This is a genomic window from Streptomyces griseochromogenes (genome assembly GCF_001542625.1).
GTDB lineage: Bacteria > Actinomycetota > Actinomycetes > Streptomycetales > Streptomycetaceae > Streptomyces > Streptomyces griseochromogenes.
Map to the genome: position 1 here is coordinate 10,530,067 of NZ_CP016279.1, position 21,388 is coordinate 10,551,454.

Annotated in this window: 21 protein-coding genes; 7 read left to right on the forward strand and 14 right to left on the reverse strand. The window is 69.8% G+C overall.

All coding sequences use genetic code 11. The annotated features are described in order from the left end of the window. Position 1: 1 nt before the first annotated feature. The 8 genes from AVL59_RS46100 to AVL59_RS46135 all read right to left on the reverse strand — a co-directional run bounded on the left by AVL59_RS46100 (position 2) and on the right by AVL59_RS46135 (position 7,396). Positions 2 to 832: an ABC transporter permease gene (locus AVL59_RS46100; RefSeq protein ID WP_067316353.1), complete on the reverse strand. Its 831-nt coding sequence runs from the start codon at positions 830 to 832 to the stop codon at positions 2 to 4. Further along, complete coding sequence (locus tag AVL59_RS46105) at positions 829 to 1,782, reverse strand: ABC transporter ATP-binding protein (RefSeq protein ID WP_237281830.1); 954 nt, start codon at positions 1,780 to 1,782, stop codon at positions 829 to 831. The genes AVL59_RS46100 and AVL59_RS46105 overlap by 4 nt, the downstream gene beginning before the upstream one ends. Positions 1,783 to 1,945: 163 nt before the next feature. Beyond that, positions 1,946 to 2,449: a flavin reductase family protein gene (locus AVL59_RS46110; protein WP_067316357.1), complete on the reverse strand. Its 504-nt coding sequence runs from the start codon at positions 2,447 to 2,449 to the stop codon at positions 1,946 to 1,948. Positions 2,450 to 2,452: 3 nt separating this feature from the next. Next, a complete protein-coding gene (locus tag AVL59_RS46115; RefSeq protein ID WP_067316358.1) occupies positions 2,453 to 2,698 on the reverse strand; it encodes a phosphopantetheine-binding protein in 246 nt (81 codons plus the stop codon). After that, positions 2,698 to 4,260, reverse strand: a complete 1,563-nt coding sequence (locus AVL59_RS46120; protein WP_067316360.1) for a class I adenylate-forming enzyme family protein — start codon at positions 4,258 to 4,260, stop codon at positions 2,698 to 2,700. The genes AVL59_RS46115 and AVL59_RS46120 overlap by 1 nt, the downstream gene beginning before the upstream one ends. Further along, positions 4,253 to 4,492, reverse strand: a complete 240-nt coding sequence (locus AVL59_RS52930) for a hypothetical protein (protein WP_067316362.1) — start codon at positions 4,490 to 4,492, stop codon at positions 4,253 to 4,255. Before AVL59_RS52930 ends, AVL59_RS46120 begins: the two co-directional genes overlap by 8 nt. Before the next feature lie 656 nt (positions 4,493 to 5,148). Then, positions 5,149 to 5,943 (reverse strand): AfsR/SARP family transcriptional regulator, encoded by a 795-nt coding sequence (locus tag AVL59_RS46130; protein WP_067316363.1) that lies wholly within the window; start codon positions 5,941 to 5,943, stop codon positions 5,149 to 5,151. 367 nt (positions 5,944 to 6,310) lie between these two features. Beyond that, on the reverse strand, positions 6,311 to 7,396 hold the full coding sequence (locus tag AVL59_RS46135; protein ID WP_067316365.1) for a MupA/Atu3671 family FMN-dependent luciferase-like monooxygenase: 1,086 nt from the start codon (positions 7,394 to 7,396) through the stop codon (positions 6,311 to 6,313). 460 nt (positions 7,397 to 7,856) lie between these two features. On the opposite strand from AVL59_RS46135, the gene AVL59_RS46140 reads away from it, so the two are divergent. From AVL59_RS46140 to AVL59_RS46160, 5 genes are all read left to right on the forward strand, one after another. Then, positions 7,857 to 8,885 carry a methyltransferase gene (locus tag AVL59_RS46140; protein ID WP_159400231.1) on the forward strand — a complete coding sequence of 343 codons (1,029 nt, stop codon included), beginning with the start codon at positions 7,857 to 7,859 and terminating at the stop codon, positions 8,883 to 8,885. A gap of 87 nt (positions 8,886 to 8,972) precedes the next feature. Continuing rightward, positions 8,973 to 10,115 (forward strand): nucleotide disphospho-sugar-binding domain-containing protein, encoded by a 1,143-nt coding sequence (locus AVL59_RS46145; RefSeq protein ID WP_237281831.1) that lies wholly within the window; start codon positions 8,973 to 8,975, stop codon positions 10,113 to 10,115. A 12-nt stretch (positions 10,116 to 10,127) separates the two neighbouring features. Next, positions 10,128 to 11,282 carry a nucleotide disphospho-sugar-binding domain-containing protein gene (locus tag AVL59_RS46150; protein ID WP_079147310.1) on the forward strand — a complete coding sequence of 385 codons (1,155 nt, stop codon included), beginning with the start codon at positions 10,128 to 10,130 and terminating at the stop codon, positions 11,280 to 11,282. 28 nt (positions 11,283 to 11,310) lie between these two features. Then, positions 11,311 to 12,087: an NAD-dependent epimerase/dehydratase family protein gene (locus AVL59_RS46155; RefSeq protein ID WP_067316369.1), complete on the forward strand. Its 777-nt coding sequence runs from the start codon at positions 11,311 to 11,313 to the stop codon at positions 12,085 to 12,087. 2 nt (positions 12,088 to 12,089) lie between these two features. After that, positions 12,090 to 12,659, forward strand: a complete 570-nt coding sequence (locus AVL59_RS46160) for an antibiotic biosynthesis monooxygenase (protein ID WP_067316371.1) — start codon at positions 12,090 to 12,092, stop codon at positions 12,657 to 12,659. A 78-nt stretch (positions 12,660 to 12,737) separates the two neighbouring features. Here AVL59_RS46160 and AVL59_RS46165 read toward each other — a convergent pair whose 3' ends face one another. The 3 genes from AVL59_RS46165 to fabG form a co-directional block, all read right to left on the reverse strand. Continuing rightward, positions 12,738 to 13,373, reverse strand: a complete 636-nt coding sequence (locus AVL59_RS46165; protein ID WP_067316373.1) for an antibiotic biosynthesis monooxygenase family protein — start codon at positions 13,371 to 13,373, stop codon at positions 12,738 to 12,740. Positions 13,374 to 13,484: 111 nt separating this feature from the next. Then, positions 13,485 to 14,423 carry an aromatase/cyclase gene (locus tag AVL59_RS46170; protein WP_067316375.1) on the reverse strand — a complete coding sequence of 313 codons (939 nt, stop codon included), beginning with the start codon at positions 14,421 to 14,423 and terminating at the stop codon, positions 13,485 to 13,487. Positions 14,424 to 14,444: 21 nt separating this feature from the next. Further along, positions 14,445 to 15,230 (reverse strand): 3-oxoacyl-ACP reductase FabG, encoded by a 786-nt coding sequence (gene fabG / locus AVL59_RS46175; protein WP_067316377.1) that lies wholly within the window; start codon positions 15,228 to 15,230, stop codon positions 14,445 to 14,447. Between the two features lie 172 nt (positions 15,231 to 15,402). On the opposite strand from fabG, the gene AVL59_RS46180 reads away from it, so the two are divergent. Then, entirely contained in the window at positions 15,403 to 15,846 is a 444-nt protein-coding gene (locus tag AVL59_RS46180) for a nuclear transport factor 2 family protein (protein WP_067316378.1), read from the forward strand. Positions 15,847 to 15,964: 118 nt separating this feature from the next. Here AVL59_RS46180 and AVL59_RS46185 read toward each other — a convergent pair whose 3' ends face one another. Next, positions 15,965 to 17,590, reverse strand: a complete 1,626-nt coding sequence (locus AVL59_RS46185; protein ID WP_067316381.1) for an FAD-dependent oxidoreductase — start codon at positions 17,588 to 17,590, stop codon at positions 15,965 to 15,967. A 186-nt stretch (positions 17,591 to 17,776) separates the two neighbouring features. On the opposite strand from AVL59_RS46185, the gene AVL59_RS46190 reads away from it, so the two are divergent. Further along, a complete protein-coding gene (locus AVL59_RS46190; protein ID WP_067316383.1) occupies positions 17,777 to 19,282 on the forward strand; it encodes a class I adenylate-forming enzyme family protein in 1,506 nt (501 codons plus the stop codon). 65 nt (positions 19,283 to 19,347) lie between these two features. On the opposite strand, the gene AVL59_RS46195 is transcribed toward AVL59_RS46190, so the two are convergent. Beyond that, complete coding sequence (locus AVL59_RS46195; protein ID WP_067316385.1) at positions 19,348 to 20,118, reverse strand: cyclase family protein; 771 nt, start codon at positions 20,116 to 20,118, stop codon at positions 19,348 to 19,350. A 35-nt stretch (positions 20,119 to 20,153) separates the two neighbouring features. Next, a complete protein-coding gene (locus AVL59_RS46200; RefSeq protein ID WP_067316387.1) occupies positions 20,154 to 21,386 on the reverse strand; it encodes an FAD-dependent monooxygenase in 1,233 nt (410 codons plus the stop codon). Positions 21,387 to 21,388 lie beyond the last annotated feature (2 nt).

Below are 21,388 nucleotides of genomic sequence, written 5' to 3' on the forward strand. Positions count from 1 at the left end.
CTCAACTCTGGATGCGGCGGACGAAGCGGTGGCAGGCGAAGGTCCCGACGGCGGCGACCGCGAGGGTCAGCACGCCCAGCACCGCCCAGATGGGCATGTGGCCGAGCTGGGGAGTGAGGGCGGCCCGCATCCCCTCGCTCATGTAGACGACGGGGTTGATCAGCACCGCGTACTGAAGCCATTCGATGGAGCGGAGCGCCGACCACGAGTAGTACACGCAGCCGAACATCGTCATCGGCAGCACGATCAGGACGATCATGGTGCTGGCCTTCTGGATCTCAAGGAGCGTTCCGCAGACCAGCCCGCAGCTCGCCGCGAGCATCGAGGACAGAATCAGCACGGCGAGGAACAGCGGCCAGTTGTGCACATGGACGTCCGGGGCCTGGCCCTTGGCGTGCACCACCATGACCACGGGGAAGACCACGACCCCGGAGAGCAGGCCCTGGAAGCCGGCCGAGATGATCTTCTGGACAGCCACCGACCAGAGAGGGATCGGGGCGAGAGCCCGGTCCTCGATGTCCTTGTAGGTCAGCTCCATCAGGAGCGGCATCATCACGCTCGTGAGGCCCTGGTTCGCGATGGCGACGGCGACGAGCCCGGGCACCAGGGTGGTCGCATACGCCGACGAGCCGCCCACGCCGTTGCCGACCTTGGGCAGCACGAACGCGAAGGTGAAGGTGAGCAGCACCGGCTGCGAAAGCACCTTGATCAGGAACATGATCGCGTCCTGCCGCCACACCAGCAGATCGCGCCAGAACAGCGCGCGGAACGCCTTGGCGTAGGTGGCGTGCGGCCGGGGCCGGCCGGCGTCGAGTGCCGCATAGGCGTTCATGCCTGGAAGTCCCTTCCGGTCAGGGCGAGAAAGGCCGTCTCGAGGCTGGGCGGTGTGGAGAAGGCGTTGCCGACCGAAAGGCCGTGGTCGGCGCCCGCGTCCGCGAGCTTGCCGAACAGGCCCTCGGGCTCCGTGGAGTAGACCCGCAGCCGGTTGCCGTCGGTCTCGGTCCTGCGTACGCCGGGCAGCTTGCCCGCCGTCTCCGCGACCGGCTCGGCGGGGCCGTCGAAGTCCATGGTGAAGACGGTGTCCGCGCCCGCCGTCCGCTTCAGTCCTGCCACGGTGTCGCAGGCGAGCAGAGAACCGTCGTCGATCACTGCCACCCGCTGGCAGAGCGACTCGACTTCCTCCAGATAGTGGCTCGTGAGCACGATCGTCTGCCCGGAGGCGTGGAGCTCCCGCAGCGCCTCCCAGAGGTTGAGGCGGGCCTGGGTGTCGATGCCCGTGGTGGGTTCGTCGAGGAAGAGCACGTCGGGCCGGTGCATCAGGGACCGGGCGATCTTCAGGCGCTGCGCCTGGCCGCCGGAGACCCATCCCACCTTCGCCTTCGCCCGCTCCGCCAGGCCGAAGACCTCCAACAGCTCCAGGGCGCGCCGGCGGGATTCCCTGCCGCTCATGCCGAAGAGCCGCCCGCGCATTTCGAGGTTCTGGCTGAGGGTCAGGCCACGGTCGAGCCCGGTGTCCTGGGTGACGACCGAGATCCTGCGCTTGACGTCGACGGGACGCTTGATCACGTCCGCGCCCGCGACGGTCGCCCGTCCCCCGGTCGGGGTGACCAGAGTCGTGAGCATGCCGATCGTCGTGGACTTTCCCGCACCGTTGGGGCCGAGCAGCCCGAACAGCTCGCCGGTCCGGATCTCCAGGTCCAGGCCCGTCACCGCTGGGACGGACTGACTGCCCCCGACGTAGACCTTGGAGAGCCCGGCCGTTTCTATCGCTAGGTCGACCATGGCAGTGACACCTCTAGTAGACATCGAGAAACAAGGAAGGGCAGGGCGGTGGATCTGGGAACGGGTGCCACCGCTCCCGAGTACGCCGCCGATCCTCCGGCCCTCCCTTGGAGGCCCGTTCAAGGCTGCTCCTAGGGAGGGCCGTCGGCGGTCGGCTGTGCTGTCAGGACCGGACGTCCACCGGCGCGCGGGCCGGCCACGCGTGGAAGGTCCCGCGCTGGTGGAGTAGCGGCGGGCGGGACGAGACCTCGCAGTGGTCCACCGTGGCGATGAAGATCCAGTGGTCACCCGCCTCCACGGTCCGCACCACCGAGCACTCGGCGTGGGCATACGCGCCGTCCAGCAGCACCGGCGCGCCGGCCGCAACGTGCGCAGGACGCCAGCGGACGTGGGTGAACTTCCGGTCGGAGCGCCCCGCGAAGACGCGTACGGCCTCCTGGCCGTCTGCCGCCAGCATGTTGACCACGAAGGCGCCCGAGGAGCGCAGGGCGCGCAGGGTCTGCGAGCGCTTGTCCACGCAGACCAGCAGCATGGGTGGTTCGGCGGACACGGCGGTGATGGCGCTGCAGGTGAAGCCGCGGGGTTCGCCGTCGGCGTCGAGGGCCGTGACAACCGACACCATTGTCGGGAAGGAGCTGAAGAAGTCCCGGAAGAGCTGGGCGTCCACCGGCTATGCCTTGGCGCGATACGTTTCGAGCACGTCCCACAGGGCGCGTGGGGTGGCGAACGTGCGCCCGTTCAACGCGCTGTCCGGAAACTTGACGCCGTACCGCTCCTCCAGGCGCATCAGCAGATCGATCGTGCCGATAGAGCTGAGCCCGGCCGCTCTGAGGTCGCTGTCAGGCCCCAGCGGGGTCTCCGATGCGGAGGTCCGCAACACCGTGAGCAGGATCTTCTCGAATTCCGTGTCCAGCATCAGGGGGTCCTCTCTTCGCGTGTGTCGCCGCCCGGTTCCGTTCCGGCGGCCTGTAGTTCCTCACGGAGCCGTTTGCGGTCCGTCTTGCCGTTGGGGGTGAGCGGGAGCCCGTCCCGGATGTGGCAGACGGCCGGGACCTTGACCTGCTCAAGGCGGCGGCCCAGCTCCCCGAGGACCTGTTCCGGGGTGAGCGTCGTGACGGCGAGGAGGGTGAGGTCGCGGGTGCCCTCGGGGGGCAGTACGGCGACCTCGGAGACGCCCTCGATGTCCAGCGCCGCCGCCTCGATCTCCGACACGCTGGTGCGTACGCCGTGCCGCTTGAACAGGTCGTCCCTGCGGCCCTCGAAGTAGAGATGGCCTTCGGCGTCCAGCCGACCGTAGTCGCCGGTGAGCAGGGTCACGTCACCAGTGACGGGCGAACGGTGGTAGCGCGCGGCCGTCAGCTCCGGCGCCCGCCAGTAACCCGCCATCAGGTGAGGGCCGCGGACGGCGATCTGTCCGGTGTCACCCGGTGGCAGTGGCGCTCCGTCCTCGCCCAGTACGAGCACCTCGGTGCCCGTCAGCGCTCTGCCCACCGAACCGGGATGGTCCAGGTCGCCGTCCGGTTCGAGGACGGTGACACGCTTGCACTCGGTGATGCCGTACATCGGAGCGACCCGGGCCTTGGGGAAGGCGGCGCGCAACCGCTCGATGAGCGGTCCCGCCAGTGCGGCGCCCGTGTTGGTGAAGAGCCGGACCGGTGGGGCCTCCCCGTGCCGTCCCCGGTCGGCCAGGCGCAGCAGCATCTCCGCGAGCGAGGGCACGACCGGCACCACGGTGACCCGGTGCCCGGACAGCAGACCCATCAGCCGGGTGTGTGCCTCCGGCTGGGACAGGACCACTTCGGCGCCGGCGAGGGCGGCGAGGAAGACCTGGTACAGCCCGTAGTCGAAGGAGAGAGGGATCGCGGTGAGCACGACGTCAGTGGGCTGGTACGCCAGCCGTTCGGCGATCGCCCGTACCGCGAACACCACCGACCGGTGGGGGCACATGACGCCCTTGGGGGCGGCCGTGCTGCCGGAGGTGTACATGAGTAGTGCGAGGTCGTCGCCGGTGCCCTCGTCTCGCACGGTCCATGACGCGGCCGGCTGCCCGGACGCGTCGAGGGCGGACCGGACGTCAGTCAGGTCGAACACCCGGTCCGTGAGCGCGGAGAGCAGTGGTACGTCGTCCCCGGCGGCCACGGTGAGAGCGGGCTCGCAGTCGGCGAGGACGGCGGTGAGGTGGAAGGGCATGAGCGCCGGACCCAGGGGTACGAACACGGAGCCGTTCCGGAGCGTGCCGAAGAGCATGGCCACCACCTCGCGGACGTTGCCCAGCCGCACGCACACCCGGTCCCCCGGCCCGACCCCGCGCTCTTGCAGCCAGCCGGTGAACGCCCGGGCGTGCTCGGCCAGTTCCGAGTAGGTCCACGAACCGGTGGAGTCGGTGACGGCGGTCGCGTCGGGGTGCTCGGCGACGGCCTTCTCAAGCAGGTCCTGCACGAGGACCGGCTCGCGCGGGGTGGTCGGGGCGTCAGTCATCTGGCGGCCTTTCCTGTCGGCTTGTTACGGGATGCTGGTGATCTCCAGGACGGCGGCGGTCGTCGTGAACCCGGCGCGCGTAGTCCCACGTCGTGCGCTCCACGGCCACGCCCATCAGCCCGAGCAGGTAAGAGCCGTTCTCGCCCCGGCCGACCGCCGGCACCACCACGCGGGCGACATCGCAGATGTCGGCATCGATGTCGTCGAGGGCGCCGGTCATGACGTCCTGCATGACACGGAAGGTGCGGGTGCCGAGTTCCTGGGCGTCGGACCGGGCGTGGTGCGCCGCGGCACGGGCGGCCAGGTCGATGGTCCCGGCCCCGGCCCCGGACCTGGGGGCCGCGGCAAAGGGCTCATCGCCCCTGGCCGCGGCCCCAGCGAGTTGTCGGCGACCGTGACGGTGGAGAGCAGCCGCGCGAACCCGCCCCGGCGGGACAGCACCATGGCCGTCCCGCCGTCGGCGTACGCGGTCCCCCGGCGCAGGTCCAGCGGTCGGCCCTCGGCGGGGCGAAACGATCCGCCTGTCGTGATCACGACGGCGTCCCCCTGCCCGGCCCGCAGGTGCGCGGCGGCGAGTTCCGGTGAACTGACGCCGATGTTGCACCGCTGCTGGACATCGAGAGCGGGCACGTAGGAGCCGAGGGTCCGCTCGGAGATGCAGGACGCGGCCGGCCAGATGTCCAGCCCCTGGAACCAGGCTGCCGTGCAACAGCAGCGAGAAGTCCGAGGGAGCCAAGCCCGAGCGGATCGGGGTGGGCTCGGCCGGACAGGTCCCCGATCCTGCGACAAAGACGCTTTCCCAGCGCAACGACGTCTCCTCACGAATCGGTATGCCGATGATTCGCGACGCCGTTCGAACGCTATTCGAGGCTTGTCATAGCGGCCGGGTCACGCGTGACTGCCGACCCCCACGGCCCGGGAGGACATCTCGACGCTGCCGGAGAGCACCTCGTGGTGGATCCGCTGGAGGTCGGGGGACGGGTCCAGGCCCAGTTCCTCGCTCAGCAGCAGCCGGATCGTCTGGTACGCCTGCAGGGCCTCGACCCGCCGACCGGCCATGTTGAGGGCGGCGATCAGCTGGGAGTGGAACCACTCGTTGTACGGGTGCGCCGCCACCAGCTTCCGGAGATCGGCGATGACGCCCCGGTGATTGCCGCGTTCCATCTCGGCGGACACCCGGAGCTCCAGGGCGGCGATGCGCCGCTCCTCCAGGTGGGCGACGTACGCCCCCAGGAGAGGTCCCTTGTCCACGTTGGACAGAGCGGGCCCCCTCCACAGGGCGAGGGCGCGGTTCAGCGCCTCGACGCTCTGCGTGGCCTGGCCCAGTGACAGCAGCGTCTGGCCCTCAGCGACCAGCCGCTCGAATTCCCGGACGTCGATGCGGGACCCCTCGGTCCGCAGGACGTACCCAGGCGACACGGTGCTGATCACCTGGCTGTCGGAATCGCCCCAGGACTGCCCGGCGAAGGCCTTGCGCAGCTGGTAGATGTAGGTCTGTGACGTGGTGACGGCACTGCGTGGCGGGTTTTCGCCCCAGAGCTCTTCGACGATCGAGTCAAGACTCAGGGTCTGCCCCGAACGCAGCAGCAGAAGAGCCAGAACCTGTCGGGTCTTGGCCGCGCTGGGTGTGTAGTCACGCTGGTCGGTCGTGACCTTGAGCGGGCCGAGAATGTCGAAATGCACCGTGTATTCCCCCTGTTGAATCGGTGTGTCTCGATCTCTCGACGCTAGGTCCGGACCTCACTCGGCCTCAAGGGGCGGCGGCGAAGATGCGGCGATGGAAGCATGCGGCCGACGCACCGTCTGTCACTCCTGCCACTCTCGATCTACTCGAATGTCTCTTTCGGCTACTCTCCTCCTTTATGACTCTCTGATCGCTCCCCTATCATGCCCCGCTGAGCCACCCCCATGCGACCGACCGGGCGGCAACCGCACGACGACTCGGGCGACTTCGCTCCGAACGGCAAAAACCGCAGGTCACCATGAGGTTTCCTGCGGTTGTCGATGAGCTGGCGCCGGGCCGGCCGACGAAGGTCGGGGGGCGGCGGCGTCAGCCGCCGACGGCGGCTGACGGTTCACGCACCTCGGCGAGCGAGGCGAGGCTGTCGAGAACCCGCCACGGTTCTCCGATGAAGTCGATCAGGCAGGCGATCTCGTCCACTCCCATGCTCTTCACCTGCCGTACGACCTCGCGGCAGTGCTCCACGGAGCCGATGAGGGACCGCCCGTCGAGGTAGCGATTGACGCCGAGTTCGGCCAGCCTGCCGCGGGCGTGGCCCACCGACATGAACTCGCTGCCCTCTTTGCCCCCGCTCATCAGTCCACCGGAGTCGACGGCCTTCGCCTCCAGGTCGATCGCGGAGAGCAGGTAACGCTTGAGCCAGGGGGCGGCGTAGTCGCGGGCTTCCTCGTCGGTCGGTGCAACAAAGGTGTGCATCATGAGCGTCACCTTGCCCCCGTCCGGCCAGCCGGCCAGCTTGCGGGCCTCGCGGTAGGCAGTGATCTTGGCGCCCAGGGCCTCGACGTCCTGGTTCTCCAGGTGGGTGAGGAGGTTGGTGCCCAGTTCGCCGGCGTGCCGGAAGGTCTCCTCACTGCGGGATGCGGTGATCCACAGATCCAGGTCGGGCTGGACCGGGCGGGGGTAGACGTCCAACTCGACCGTGACGCCGAGGGAGTTCTCGGCACGCCACTTGCCGGTGGACCACACCTCGCGGATCCGGTGGATGTCGTCGAGCATCCGGGCCCTGCGGGTCTCGTACGCGTCCTTGGCCAGTACGAAGTCGTTGACGTTCCACCCGGAGCCGACCGAGATCCCGACCCGGCCCCCGGAGATACCGTCGACCATCGCGAAGTCCTCGATCAGCCGGGCGGTCGGGTGCAGTGGCGTGACCACGCTGCCCGCCCGGACCTGGACCCGCTCGGTCACCGCGGCGATCGCGGCACAGGTCACGGCCGGGTTGGGGAACGCGCCGCCGAACCTGTGGAAATGCCGCTCCGGTGTCGAGACGAAGGAGAAACCCAGCCGGTCCGCTTCCCGCGCGGCGTCCAGCATGAGCCGATACGTATCGGCCGATTCATCACCGACCGCGGCGAAGAAGAAGAGCCCGAAATCGATGTCGTCGCGATTATCCCACATGGGCCGATCGCCTCTCGCGATAAGAAACAACTCCCGAACAGCAACCGCGTTATCGTCCCGTCGGGAATTGGAGGGAACTTCGAGGCGCGATGGACCGCCGTCGACCGGACCTCTCTTCCGTGCAGTTGCCCTTACCTCGCCCGGTCAGCCAGACATTTGTACCGTCCAGCTCCGCATATATGTCCCTTGTCGGCGTGCGGGCGCCTCGGACAGCATGGTTACCCAGACAACGGCATCAACGATTGGAGCCCCGTGGTGATCTACACCCTCATCATTGCTATCGGCGTCATCTGCTTCCTTATCGGCTTCTATCGGAACGTCATCCGGAAGAAGAAGTGACGGGCCGACCCGCGGCGGGCGTAATGCCGCGCCAGCGGACCGATATCCGGCCTTGAAGGATCCTCTAACCATTGTGGTGACGATGGGTGGACGAGGATCCATCGACCGGAAGGCACCCCAAGTGACAGCGGATCTGGAAGCAATCGCGGAAGCGGTGGCGATCGGCCGACTCAGCAACGCCTATGCCCAGTCCAAACTTCTGCACAGCGCTGTGGAGCTGGGTGTCTTCGAGGTTCTCGCGGCGGGCCCGGCCGACGAGCGGCTGCTCCGGAGCGAGATCGGACTGCACCCCCGTCTGTCCGGCCAGTTCCTGGACGCGCTCGTGGCGCTCGGACTCCTGGTGAAGTCGGACGGCTCCTACACCAACAGCACCGCTGCCCAGCGGCTGTTGGTGTCGGGTGGGCCGGACTTCATGGGAGACCTGTGCCGGGTCGCCGCGATGCGGCACTACCCCATGTGGGGCCGGCTCACGGAGGCGCTGCGCGACGGCGAGCCCAAGTCGGATCGTGCGGTCGGGCCCGATCCGTTCAAGAAGCTGTACGAAAACCCAGAGCTGGCCCGCAAGTTCCTGGCCCACATGGACTCGGCGCACGCCATGGTGGGACCCCAGCTCGCCGACCTGCTCGACTGGAAGCGCTACGAGTCCTTCGTGGACGTGGGCGGCGCGCGGGGCAATCTGGCCGCGCAGATCGTCCGGGCCCACCCGCATCTGCGGGGCGGCGTCTTCGAACTGCCGGCCGTGGAGACGGTCTTCGACGAGCACATGAAGCACCTGGGCACCGACGCCTCGGTCCGCTTCCACGGCGGGGACTTCTTCGTCGACCCGCTGCCCGAAGCGGACGTCGTGATCTTCGGGCACGTCCTGCACGACTGGTCGGCGGACCGAGCCCAGACCCTGATCGAGCGGGCCTACCCGGCCGTACGGCCCGGCGGTGCGCTGGTGATCTACGACCAGATGCTCGACGTCGACCACCCCGACCTGCACAGCCTGCTGGGCAGCTTCACGGTGGCCCTGACGACGGGCGGTACCGAATACAGCACCGACGAATACCGGAGCTGGGTCGAGAAGGCCGGCTTCCGGGTCACCGGGCTCCACAACATCGTCACGATCGGCAACGACGTCGTCCTGATCGCGGTCAAGGACCGCTGAGCGGCAGGGACACCCGTAGCACCTGATCGGTCGTCTGCCCTCCAGCCCCTCCGCCTCCGAGATTGCGAGACGTCAATGCGCGTTCTCATGACATCTTTTCCCAACCCTTCGCATTTCACCCACATGGTCCCGCTCGCCTGGGCCCTGCGCGCCTCAGGCCACGAGGTCATCGCCGCCGCCCAGCCGGACCTCGCCCCGATGGTGGCATCGGCCGGGCTGAGCATGGCGCAGGTCGGCGGGCACTACTACCCCGACGACCTGATGCTGCGCCACCTGCACGACGGCCGACGGCGCCTGGAGCTGACCGATCCCACCACGCCCCAGTCGCTCCAGGACTCGGCGAGGACCTGGCAGATGCACGCCCGGTATGTGCTGCCCCGCTACCTGGAGTTCGCGCGGCAGTGGAAGCCGGACCTCATCCTGTCCGAGAAGCTGGAGTTCGCCGGCCCGATCGTGGCGAAGGCGCTCGGCATCCCCTCCGTCCACCACCGGTTCGGCGTCGATGCCTACACCGATCCGGGGCTCGCGTCGGCGTCCGATTTCCTCCATATGTCCTGTGAGCGGCTGGGCCTCAACGGCTACCCGGAGGCGTCGCTGATCCTCGATCCGTGTCCGCCGGAGCTGCAGATGCCGGGGCTCAAGCCGGGCCGCTCCGTCCGCCATGTGCCGTTCAACGGCGCCGGTCTGATGCCGTCATGGGCCCGGCGGGGCGAGCGGCGGCGGGTGTGCGTGAGCCTGGGCAACCAGACCCTGCTCCTCAACGGCGTTCCGCTGCTGAGGCACGTGATCGAGGCGTTCGAGGGTCTCGACCACCTGGAGGTCCTGGTCACGGCCGAGTCGCGGTACCTGGAGGCCATCGGCGAGGTGCCGCACCACGTGCGCATCGTCGAGCCCACACCGCTCAACCTGTTCCTCGACAGCTGCGACCTGCTGATCAGCCACGGCGGTCCGGGCACCATGCTCACCGCCTTGGGTATGGGGATCCCCCAGCTCATCCTGCCGCAGTGGATCGGCCACTTCGAGACGGGCAGCCGACTGGCCGAACTCGGCGCGGGGCGCACCCTGGAGAACGCGGCGGACCAGGACAATCCGCTGCTCGTACGGGAAGCGGTGCTCGCCCTGCTCGAGGAGGACGGCTACCGCAAGGCGGCGATGGGGCTTGCCGATTCGATGAAGTCCCTGCCCACCCCCGCCGAGCTCGTGCCCGACCTCGAGGCCCTGGCCGGATAGACGGAGCCCTCTGTGCGTGTACTGATGATGAGTTCCCCGCTGGCCTCGCACTTCGCCGCCATGGTGCCGCTCGCCTGGGCGCTGCGTGCGGCGGGGCACGAGGTGCTGGGTGCGGGGCGTCCCGACATGGCGGCCGCGCCCCTCTCCGCGGGGCTGTCCGCCGTCACCAGGGGCGAGCCGGTCGGCTTCAACGAACAGCTCGCCCGCTATCTGCCAGAGGGCATGCGCCCCGCCCAGGCCTTCGGGCGCGGCCTTTTCGACCGCATCGAGCAGGGATGCGAGCAGTGGTTCCTCGACGACCTCGTGGTGCTGCCCGAGTACCTGGACTTCGCCCGGCGCTGGCGTCCGGACCTCGTCGTCTCCGAACAGATCGACTTCGCCGGTACGGTCGTCGCCGGGGCGCTGGGTGTCCCGCACGTCCGGCACCGCTGGGGTGTGGACCCGCTGAGCGGACCGCTGGGCGGGATGGCCGCGGAGATGTTCGGCCCCCTGTGCGAGAAGCTCGGTCTGGGCGGGCTGCCCGAGTCGGCGCTGGTCCTCGACCCCTGCCCACCCGAGCTCCAGCTTCCGGAGGCCGCGGCCGGTGTGCCGATCCGCCCGGTTCCCTTCAACGGCAACGGGCGGCTGCCGTCTTGGGCCCGGCGGGGTGAGCGGCGGCGGGTGTGCGTGAGCCTGGGCAACCAGACCCTGCTCCTCAACGGCGTGCCCTTGTTCCGGCACGTGATCGATGCCTTCGACGGCCTCGACGACCTGGAGGTCCTGGTCACCGTCGCCCCCGAGTACCGGGAGGCGCTCGGCGAACTGCCGGCGAGCGTACGCCTGGTGGATCCCGCCCCGCTGTCCCTCTTCCTCGCCGGCTGCGATCTGCTCGTCCACCACGGCGGTGCCGGGACGGCCATGACCGCCACGGCGGTGGGGGTACCGCAGCTGATACTCCCCCAGATCGCCGACCAGTTCTTCCACGCGGACCGCATCGTGGCGGCCGGGGCGGCGATCGCGCTGGAGGACGCGGCGGATCAGGACAATCCGCGCCTGGTGCGGCAGGCGGCGCTCGATCTGCTGGGCGACGACCGCCACCGCAAGGCCGCGGGGGTGCTGCGGGACGCGGTGGAGGCCATGCCCGCGCCCGCGGACCTCGTTCCCGACCTCGAAGCGCTCGCCGCGTGACGAGCGCCCAGTACGAAGGTGAAACGACATGGAGATCATCGGACGTGGCTTCCTCGCCAGGCATCTGCGGCCGATAGCCGACGCCCACCCCGGGGTTGTTCTGCTGGCGGCCGGGGTGTCGGCGGCAGGGGACAGCCCGCAGGCCGAGTTCGGCCGGGAGGCCGATCTCCTCTACGAGACCATCGGCCACTGCGAGGAGCGCGGCAAGCGACTGGTGCTGTTCTCCACCGCTGCCACCGGCATGTATTCGCTGCGGGGCGAGGCGGGACGGGAATCCGGACCGGTCCGGCCGGCGACGGCGTACGGCCGGCACAAGCTCGCCCTGGAAGCGGTCCTCGCCTCCTCACGCCTCGACTATCTGATCCTGCGCCTCGCCCACGTGGTCGGTCCGCACCAGCCGGCTCACCAGCTCCTGCCGTCGCTCACCCGGCAGGTCGCCTCGGGCGCGGTCAGGATCTACCGCGGCGCGCGACGGGATCTGATCGACGTCAGCGACGTGGTGCACATCGTCGACGGGCTGCTGAGCACGGGCGTCGCCCGTGAGGTGGTGAACGTCGCCTCCGGCCGCGCGGCGCCGGTCGAGGAGATCGTCGGCCACATCGAGACCTGCCTCGGCGTCCGTGCCGAGCGCGAGTTCCTGGACGCCGCCGGCGCCGCCCAGCCGGTCTCGATCGGCAAACTCCGCCGGCTCCTGCCGTCCGTCCAGGACATCGGCTTCGGCCCCGACTATCACCGCGCTGTGCTCGACAAGTACGTACGGAATTACACGGAGCAAACCGCCCCGTCCTACGAAAGGTCCCACTGATCATGTCCCACCCCACCGGCGGCCAGGCCGTCTCGATCGCCCGCTTCACGCTCAAGACCGAGTTCGCAGCCAAGGGCGCCGAGTTCGAAGCGCTCTTCCCCGCGTACGTTGCCGCCGCCAAGGCGGCGGAGGGCACGCTCCGCGCCGGCCTCGCCTCGTCCACCGCCTCGTCCGGGCGGTACCTCCAGCTGACCTGGTGGCGGGACTCCGAGGCCCGGCAGGCCATGATGAGCGACCCCGCCTTCTTCCGGAACGTGGGCATCAAGTACTTCACCCTGGCCCGGCACGACAAGGTCAATGGCGACTCGATCGCGGGCGGCCTCCCCGACGTGCCGTACGCGGTCGTGGCGCTGACCGAGCTGCCCGCCACCGAGGAGAACCCCGTCCAGGCCCTGCACGGCCTGGACGGCTTCCTGGCGGACCAGCTCGTACAGCCTGACGAGGAGGACGTCCGCTACCTGCTGACCTGGTGGCGGGACGAGGACGCCTTCCGCGCGGCGCTCGCCACGGCGCCGGCCGCCCTCGACGGCGCCGAGTCGTTCGCCTTCCTTGCGGACGAGGTCAGCGGCTGACGGCCCGCACCCGGCGCGCACATGGAAGAGGGCCAGGCGGTGCGCCTGGCCCTCTTCCATGGACACCGTGAGTGGCGGTTACTTCCCCGCGGCGCCGTTCCGTGCCACGTGCGCGGTGCGCTCGGAGCGCACCTCCGCGACCTTGCCGACGGCGGCGAACTCCGCACTCTCCCGGGCCTTGAGGCGGTCCTCCTCCGACCGCCACCAGGTGATGGCCGTGTACGCGCCCGTCCGGGTCAGGGCACGGGCCAGGTCGAGGCGGGCGAGGCCGGTCGCGGCGTGCGCGGCCTCGGCGTACTCCTTGTACGTACGCTCGAACTCCTCCGCGCCCGCCTCGGTGGTCAGGTGCTCGATGACGATCACCGCGTCGGTGAGGTCTCCCGCCTCGATCCGGAGCACGTTCATGGACGGGTCGGCGGCGACGTCGACGAGCTGGTGGAACTCCTTGGCGTGCGACTGGAACACCTCGCTGCGCAGCACCTGCTGGAACGCCTCGGGCTCCAGCCACCAGCCGAGGTTGACATAGACGTCGGGGCGCTCGGTGACGCGTACGGCCTGGTGCGCGTGGAAGCCCTCCTGCGCGCGCATCCACTCCACGTGCTCCAGGAACCGGCGCTCGAACTCCTGTGCGCCTGCGGGGTCCTTGAGGGTGAAGGTGTTGATCACGGTGAAGAGCTTGCTGGGAGTCTGCTCCTCAGCGGGCTTGTCGGCCATGGCTGTCGCCTTTCGCGGACTGAAGGGTGTGATGGGCGAGCATCGCCCGTGAGGTTCAAAGCGTGTTGGAGGGCCGTTGGACGGAGAGCGCTCCGCCGGCACCCGTCGGGTTCAGCCGCGGCGCTCCTCCGCGTATGCCTTGGCGTGGCCCAGAGTGGCACGGGAGTTGGCGCTCAGCGCTCCGCGCACGAACTCCCGCGCCTCGGCGACACCGGCCGCCTCACCGAGGATCTTCGTGATGTTCGCCGTGTTGAGGGTGACGGTGTGCTGGGACGTGGCCAGGACGCCGTCGCCGTCCTCGGCCAGCTCCCAGTAGCCGGTGTGGAGGATCATCAGGGCGGGCAGGGTGATCTGTTTGTAGGCGATGCGGCGGTGGGGGAAGCAGACCCGGACCGACTTCGTGGTGTGCTGCGAGCCGTCCTTGGCGACGGTGTCCATCTCCAGGGTCTGCAGGCCCGGCGTGTCCTCGGTGAGGACGACACGGCCGACGTGCGGCAGGCGGTCGGTCCACAGCTGCGCCTCGTTGAGGAAGTCGTAGACGTCCTTCGCCGAGCCGCCGATGCGCACGGTGTCCTCGAAGGAGAACGTGAGCTCGGCCGATTCCGTGACGCGCTCGATGTTCTCCTTCAGGGAAGCGAGCTCGGAACGGCTGTTGCGGTCCACGGCCTCGTCGATCCAGCGCAGGTTCTCCGGGTCGTCGCCGACGGCCCGGTAGTCGTGCAGCAGCCGGACCCTGGACTCCTCCCCGGACAGCGGCTCGATGATCCAGGTCCCGCCCATCGCGGCGACCGGCGGGGCCGGGACCTCCTGCCGGAAGGCGATCCGCAGCGCCGCGGGGTCCAGTGTGCGGCGGGAGGTCCAGTTCTTGGCCGTGCCGTTGGCGGTGGCCCAGATCCGGATGCGCTCCTCGGTCTCGCCGCGCTCGACGTGGTCGACGTACACGCTCGGCGGGAAGATCCGGGGCCAGTTCTCCACCTCGGCTATCAGGCGGTAGACCTCGGCGGCGGCTGCGCGCACGGTGATCTCGTGCTCGACCTCACGAACGGTCATGATGAAGTGATTCCCTTCGGCTCAGAAGTTGCCAAGTCCGCCGCAGACGTTCAGCGCCTGGGAGGTGATGGAGGCGGCGGTGTCGGAGGCGAGGTAGCCGACCAGGCCGGCGACCTCCTCGGGGGTGGAGTAGCGGCCGAGCGGGATCTTCGCCTGGAACTTCTCGAGGATCGCCGCCTCGTCCGTGTCGTACGCGGCCGCGTACCCGGCGCGCACCCGCTGGGCCATGGGTGTCTCGACATAGCCGGGGCAGACGGCGTTGACGGTGATCCCGGTGGGGGCCAGCTCATTGCCGAGCGCCTTGGTGAAGCCCACGACGCCGTGCTTCGACGCGGAGTACGGGGCCCCAAGGACCACGCCCTGCTTGCCCGCCGTGGACGCGATGTTGATGATCCGGCCCCAGCCGCGCTCCCGTATCCCGCCCTGCTTCAGCACGGCGCGGGTGACCTGGAAGACGCTGGTGAGGTTGGTGGCGATGACGTCGTCCCACAGCTCGTCCTCGATGTCGGCCGTGACGCCGCCGCCGCTGCGGCCGGCGTTGTTGACCAGCACATCGACGCGGCCGTGGCGCTCGACGACCGTGCCCACCAAGGCCCGCACACTCTCCGGATCGCGCACGTCCGCGGTGCGGCCGTCGGCGTCGAAGCCCTCCGCCCGCAGCTCCTTCACCGTGAGCTCCACGGCCTCGGCGCCACGTGCGCAGATGAAGACCTTCAGACCGGCCCGGCCCAGCTCACGCGCCGCCGCAAGGCCGATGCCGCTGGTCGCCCCGGTGATCAGGGCGACCCTCTGCTCAGTGCCTGTCATGCTCGTACTCCTCTCGAAGAAATGATCGAGACCGAGCATGTCGCGACGCCTTTGAAACGGGTTCGAGGAGCGATGGACGCCCGCCGGTCGACCGGTTCTCGAAAGCGCTACGAAGCCGAGCGCCCATCATCGGTACAGGACAAGCGAGTTCACCGTGTGCAGAGAGGACCCCATGACCGCGACGGACGAGGCGACCCCAGTCAGCGCCGCCACGCTCTACCACCAAGTCCAGCAGTTCTACGCGCAGCAGATGCAGCTCCTGGACGACGGCCGGGTCGAGGAGTGGGCCGGGACCTTCACCGAGGACGGCGTGTTCGCCGCCAACGCCCACCCCGAACCGGTCGTGGGCCGCGCCGCCATCACCGCGGCGGCGGCACGGGCCACCGAGGAGTACGCCGCCAAGGGGGTACAGCGCAGGCACTGGCTCGGCATGGTCTCCGTCGAGCCGGTCGACGAGCGGTCGGCCAACGCCCGCTGCTACGCCCTGGTGATCGAGACTCCGCGTGGCGGTCAGGCCGCGATCCGGGTCAGCACGCTGTGCGTGGACCGGCTGGTCCGCGACGGCGACGGCTGGCTCGTACAGGACCGCCGGGTCTCCCGGGACGACCTGGCCTGAGCCACCCCGAGCCGGCTGCCCCCGTCCAGGTCCCCCGCCGGACGGGGGCAGCCATACGTCCGCCCGCAGCGCCCTGCCCGGCACGGGGCGCTGCGGCAGCAGCACCCCGTGCCGGGGGTCAGGCGGGCCCGTGTCCCTCCGGCCGGGGCGTCGTCACCCGCCAGCCGAAGGACGTCGCCGCGCGGAGGGCGTCCGGCGTGACACGATCACCGCGCGCGGCCACATAGCCGTCGGGCCGGACCAGGAGCCACCCCTCGCGCCCCACCCCCAGCGCGTTGCGCAGGCCACCGTCCGGGTCGGGCAGGTCGGCCGTGGCGACGCGCACCGAGAGCCAGTCTGCCCCGCGTACGGTCTCGGCGGCGTCGGGGGCACCGGCCGCACCGGACGGGGAGGGGAAGACCAGCAGGGTCCAGCGGGGATCGCGGAGCGCCTCGACGAGGGCGGCGCAGCCGGGGGAGCGTCGCGCGTCCTCCTCGGTCATGCGGGTGACCCGCTCACCCGGCCGCGGCAGGTGACCGCCCGGATCTGTCGTGGTGAGCGGGCTCTGCGGATAGGACAGCTTCAGCCCCGACATCGCGGCCATGATCTTCCGCTCGATGCGGCCCTTGAGGGGCGGGGCGTTCCTGACGACCGCGAAGGCGACCGGCAGCATCACCTCCTGGAGGGCTCCCTTGAGGGCGACAAGGGCGGTGGCCTTCTTGGTGGCGCCGAGCAGGGTCCGGCCGACGGGAACGCGTTCCACGGCGTAGCTGTCGAGCAGTTCCTGGTCCGCCTGGCCCCGCACTACCATCGCGAGCTTCCACGCGAGGTTGAAGGCGTCCTGGACGCCGGTGTTCATGCCCTGGCCCGAAGCGGGACTGTGTACGTGGGCGGCGTCGCCTGCGACGAAGCACCGGCCCACCCGCATCCTCTCGATCATCCGCTGCTGGATCGTGAACACCGAGACCCAGCTCGGCTCGTGCACCACCGCCCGGACGCCGAAGCCCTTGGCGAGCTTGCGCGAGAACCGCGCGGCGACCTCGGCGGGGTCACCGTCGTAGTCCACGTCCACTGTGTCGAGCAGCCGCCACTTGCCGGTCTCCGGGAAGGGAACCGCCATGATCGTGCCGCCTTCGACGTGCAGCCAGTGGATGCTGTCGTCGGGGACGTCCATGTCGATGACGGCGTCGGCGATCAGCCAGGTCTCGGTGGAGTCCCCGACCAGGCGCAGCCCCAGGCTTTTGCGGACGTGGCTGCGGCCACCGTCGCAGCCCACCAGCCAGGGGACCTCGACGGTCTCCTCGTCGCCCCCGGCGTGGTGCAGGGTCGCGGTGACACTTCGGTCGTCCTGGGTGAACGTCCCGAGGCGCACGCCCCATTCGACCTTCACACCGCGTGCGGCCAGGGCGTCGCGGAGGACCTCCTCCGTGCCCGCCTGCTCCAGCAGCGTCGTCTGCGGATAACGCGTGGGCAGCGCGCTGTAGTCGGCGCCCATCCGGGCCAGCCGGGTGCCGCCCTTGTGCATGCTGAACGCCTGCATGCGCCGGCCACGGGCCAGCAGCGCGGGGGCCAGGCCCATCTGGTCGTAGACCTCCATCGAGCGGGCGTGTGTGGCGACGGCGCGGCTGGTCGTGGCCGGCCCGTCGGCGGCGTCGACAAGGCGCACCCGGACGCCCCGGCGGTGGAGCTCGTACGCCGTCGTCAGCCCGACCGGTCCGGCGCCCGCGATCAGTACCTGCGTCGGGCCGTCCGCTTCGTCACTCATGCGTTCCCCAGGTCTCTCGCCCTTGTTCCAGTTGCCCCCCTCAGGATTCGCAGGGTGATTGGAGGGTGGATCCAGGGGAGGTCGACGCGACGGCCCGCCGCTCAAACGGCCTTCGAACGGCGCTCGCCGCCCGGCGGTTAAGAAGGGTCGGCCAACCGTTCGCTTCTGTGAGAAGGAGTCCGATTCATGGTGTCCGCCAGATCAGACCGATCGCTGGACGCGCTACTGCTCGACGCCGCCGAGGAAGCGCCGGACCGGGCCGCAATCGTCACCGCGGACCGCACCGTCACCTTTCGTGAGCTGGACGCGGCCGCGAGCTCGTGTGCGGCGGGGCTGTCACGGTTCACCGAGCCCGGTGACGTGGTCGCCCTTGTCTCCACGCTCGACCCGGCGTTCGCGGCCGCGTACTACGGCATCGCGCGCGCCCGGTGCGTCGTCGCGATCGTGAACCCACTGCTGCGCGGTGCCGCCCTGCGGCACGTGCTCACCCTGTCCGCGGCCAGGGTGCTGATCTCCACCCCCGAGGTCGCCCAGCGGCTCGGCGAGGACGCCGAGGGCCTGCCCCCGGCCGTGGAGCGGCTGATCGAGTTCGGCAGCCCCGCCTTCGACGAACTGCTGCGCGCCGACGCCGACGGCCCCGCCGCCGGAGCCCGCAAGGACCACGATCCGGACGACGTGGTGTGCGTCCAGTTCACCAGCGGGACCACCGGCCCGTCGAAGGGCGTGCAGCTCACGCACCGCAACCTGGTGGTCAACGCCGCCCAGATCGCCGACGCACACGGCCTGGACGCCGACTCGAAGATGCTCAACCACCTGCCGAACTTCCACCCGATGCATCTCAACGCGGGCGTCCACGCGGTCGCGGAGCAGATCCTGTGCGCCGCGCCCGACTCGGCGGTGGCGGTCGAGACGGCCAACCGGCACGGCGCGACCCATTACTACAGCCTGCCCGTGCGACTGATCAGACTGGCCGAGGACCCCCGGCTGCCCGGTCTGGCGCTGACGACCGTCCGGGGCATCCAGTCCGGCGGCGCGGCCCTGCCGGTGGCCGCCGCGAGTACGCTCTCCGCCCACTTCGGCGTTCCGGTGGCCCAGGGGTACGGGCTGGCCGAGACGTCTCCGCTGACACACTCCGACCGCCTTGACGCTCCGGTGCCGGGTTCCGTCGGGCACGTCGTCGGCGACACCGAATGCCGGATCGTCGACGTCGACCTCCGGACGACACTGGGGGCGGGCAGGAAGGGCGAAGTTCAGGTCCGGGGCCCGCAGCTGATGAAGGGATACCTCGGTCTGTCGTCGCCGCTGGACGCCGACGGCTGGTTCTCCACCGGCGACCTCGGCTACCAGGACGAGGAGGGCCGGCTCTTCCTCGTGGATCGGCTCAAGGACGTGTTCAAGCACGACAACTGGCTGGTGTCGCCCACGGAGATCGAGCGCGTGCTGGCCCGCCATCCCGCCGTGCGCGAGTGCGTGGTCTTCGACTACCCGCACGAGCAGAGCGGCGCCGTCGCCCGTGCGCTCGTCGTCCTGTCGGACCCTGCCACGCCGGTCGAGGAGGTCGCGGCCTTCGTCAACGGCCAGGTGCCGTACTACGAGCGGATCGAGCGCGTCACGGCCGTGGAGGCCATCCCGCGTTCGCACAACGGGAAGATCGTACGGCGCGACCTCCGCGAGGCCGCGCTACGCGCCTGAGGCACGCGGCGGCGGCCCGCCCCCGGATCTCTCCGTCCAGGGGCGGGCCGCCGCCGCGGTCGGCCTCAGTCCTCGATCATCGCGACGGCACGGGTCCAGCCCGCCCCCGCACCGACGATCTTGATGGGGAAGCAGGACACGGTGAAACCGAAACGCGGCAGCGCGTCGAGATTCGCCAGCCGTTCGATCTGGCAGTACTCGCGCTCCCGGCCCGCGAAGTGGGCGGGCCACAGAACCCCGCGGTCCCCGCCGGCCTGATAGCGCCCGATCATGTCGGTGAACGGCGCGTCCAGGCTGAAGGCGTCGGTGCCGATGACCCGCACGCCCATGTCGAGGAGAAGGTGCACGGCCGAGCGGTCGAGCCCGACGAAGTCGGTGAAGTACTTCGGGGTACCCACAAGCTCCGAGGCGCCCGTCTTCAGCAGCACGATGTCGAGTGCGCTGGGGGTGTAGCCGATGGAGGCCAGCTCCTTCTCCACGTACGAGGCGTCCACCGCACCCGGCTCCAGGCCGGTCAGGTCCAGGACGACGCCCGGGTTGTGGAACCACTCCAGCGGCATCTCGTCGATGTGGCGCGGCGCCCCGTCGGGCCCCTTCGACCCGTAGTGGGACGGCGCGTCGATGTGCGTCCCGGTGTGCGTGGTCAGGCTCAGGGTGTCGATGGAGAGCAGCTCGCCGTCGGGCAGCACCGACGGGTCGAAGTCGATGCCGAAGTGCTCGCGCATCTCCTCGCTCATGTGCACGGCGCCCTCGGCCGGGGTCATGACCGTGTGGGAGATCGGCTCGGGCTCCCAGCCGACCGCGTCGATCGGTGAGGAAAGATCGATCAAGCGCATTCTGACTCCTTCGGTCAGTCGGATCGGGGGATTGGTCAGTCGGTCGTGAAGAGGTCGGTCCGCACCCGTACCGGCGTGGGGCCGTAGGCGATCCGGCGGGTGATCTTCATGCCGATGGGGGTCTTGGTGATGAGCTTGCCGATCAGCGGCCGCAGCACGGCGGCGGGACCGCTGCCTCGCGCGAACATCCCCTTGGCCTGCATCACCTGCATCCGCATCACCGTGTCGATGTCGCCACGGCGAGCGTCCTCGTAGCGCCGGAGGAAGCCTGCATCGGCGGTGTTCTCGCGCAGCGACTCCATGAGGACGGGGTGCAGGAGCGCCGCGTCCTGGAGGGCGAGGTTGATGCCCTGGGCGCCGAGCGGGCTGTGGGTGTGGGCGCTGTCACCGGCGAGGACAAGCCCGTCGCGCACCCAGCTCTTCGCCGCACCCGCGAAAACGTCCAGGAGCGTGAGGTCGTGCAGGCTGGTGAGCCCGGAGCGGATCAGGCCGGCGTAGGGCGGGACCGCTCTGGCGATCTCCTCCCGCACGTGCTCGATGCCGTGCTTCGCGACCTCCCGGTAGCCCTTGTGGGGAAGGGTCCAGCCGATCTGCACACTGCCGGGCCAGGAGTGGTAGACGATGACCGGGCTGCCTTCGTAGCGGAAGATCTGCACATCCGGATCGCGGTCCGTGGGCGGCGGAGCGGGGAGTTTGAACCACAGGACATCGAAGTCGAAGACGTCGTTCCGCTCGTGTTCGATGTCGGCCAGCCGCCGGATCTTGGAGTAGCGGCCGTCCGCGCCGATCACACAGTGGGAGTGGACGGTGAACTCGCCCTCGGGGCCCTTGGCCAGGATCCCCCTGACCGCTCCGCCCTCCTCCCGCAGCGCGCTGGCCTTGCCCCCGGCGAGCAGGGTGAAGCCCTCGTATGCACGGCACCGGTCAAGGAGCTCGCTGAGCAGGTGCCGCTGGGGAATGCTCAGGAGGTAGTTGTACGGCTCCGGGAGCTTGCGGTAGTCGATGTCGAGCTGGGTACGGTCGCCCTCGACCAACCGGAACTTGGAGTGCCGGAAACACCCCCGGTTCTGGGCGCCTTCCAGAACCCCGAGCTGGTCGAGCAGCAGCAGCCCACCGGGCTGGAGTATCTCGCCGCGGTACTCGCGTTCGAGGGAAAGGGACCGCTCGGCGACCAGCACGCGGGCGCCCGAGCGCAGCAGCATGAGCGCCAGGGCGAGACCGGCGGGGCCGCCTCCCACGATGCAGAAGTCCGTCTTGATCTCGTTCAACT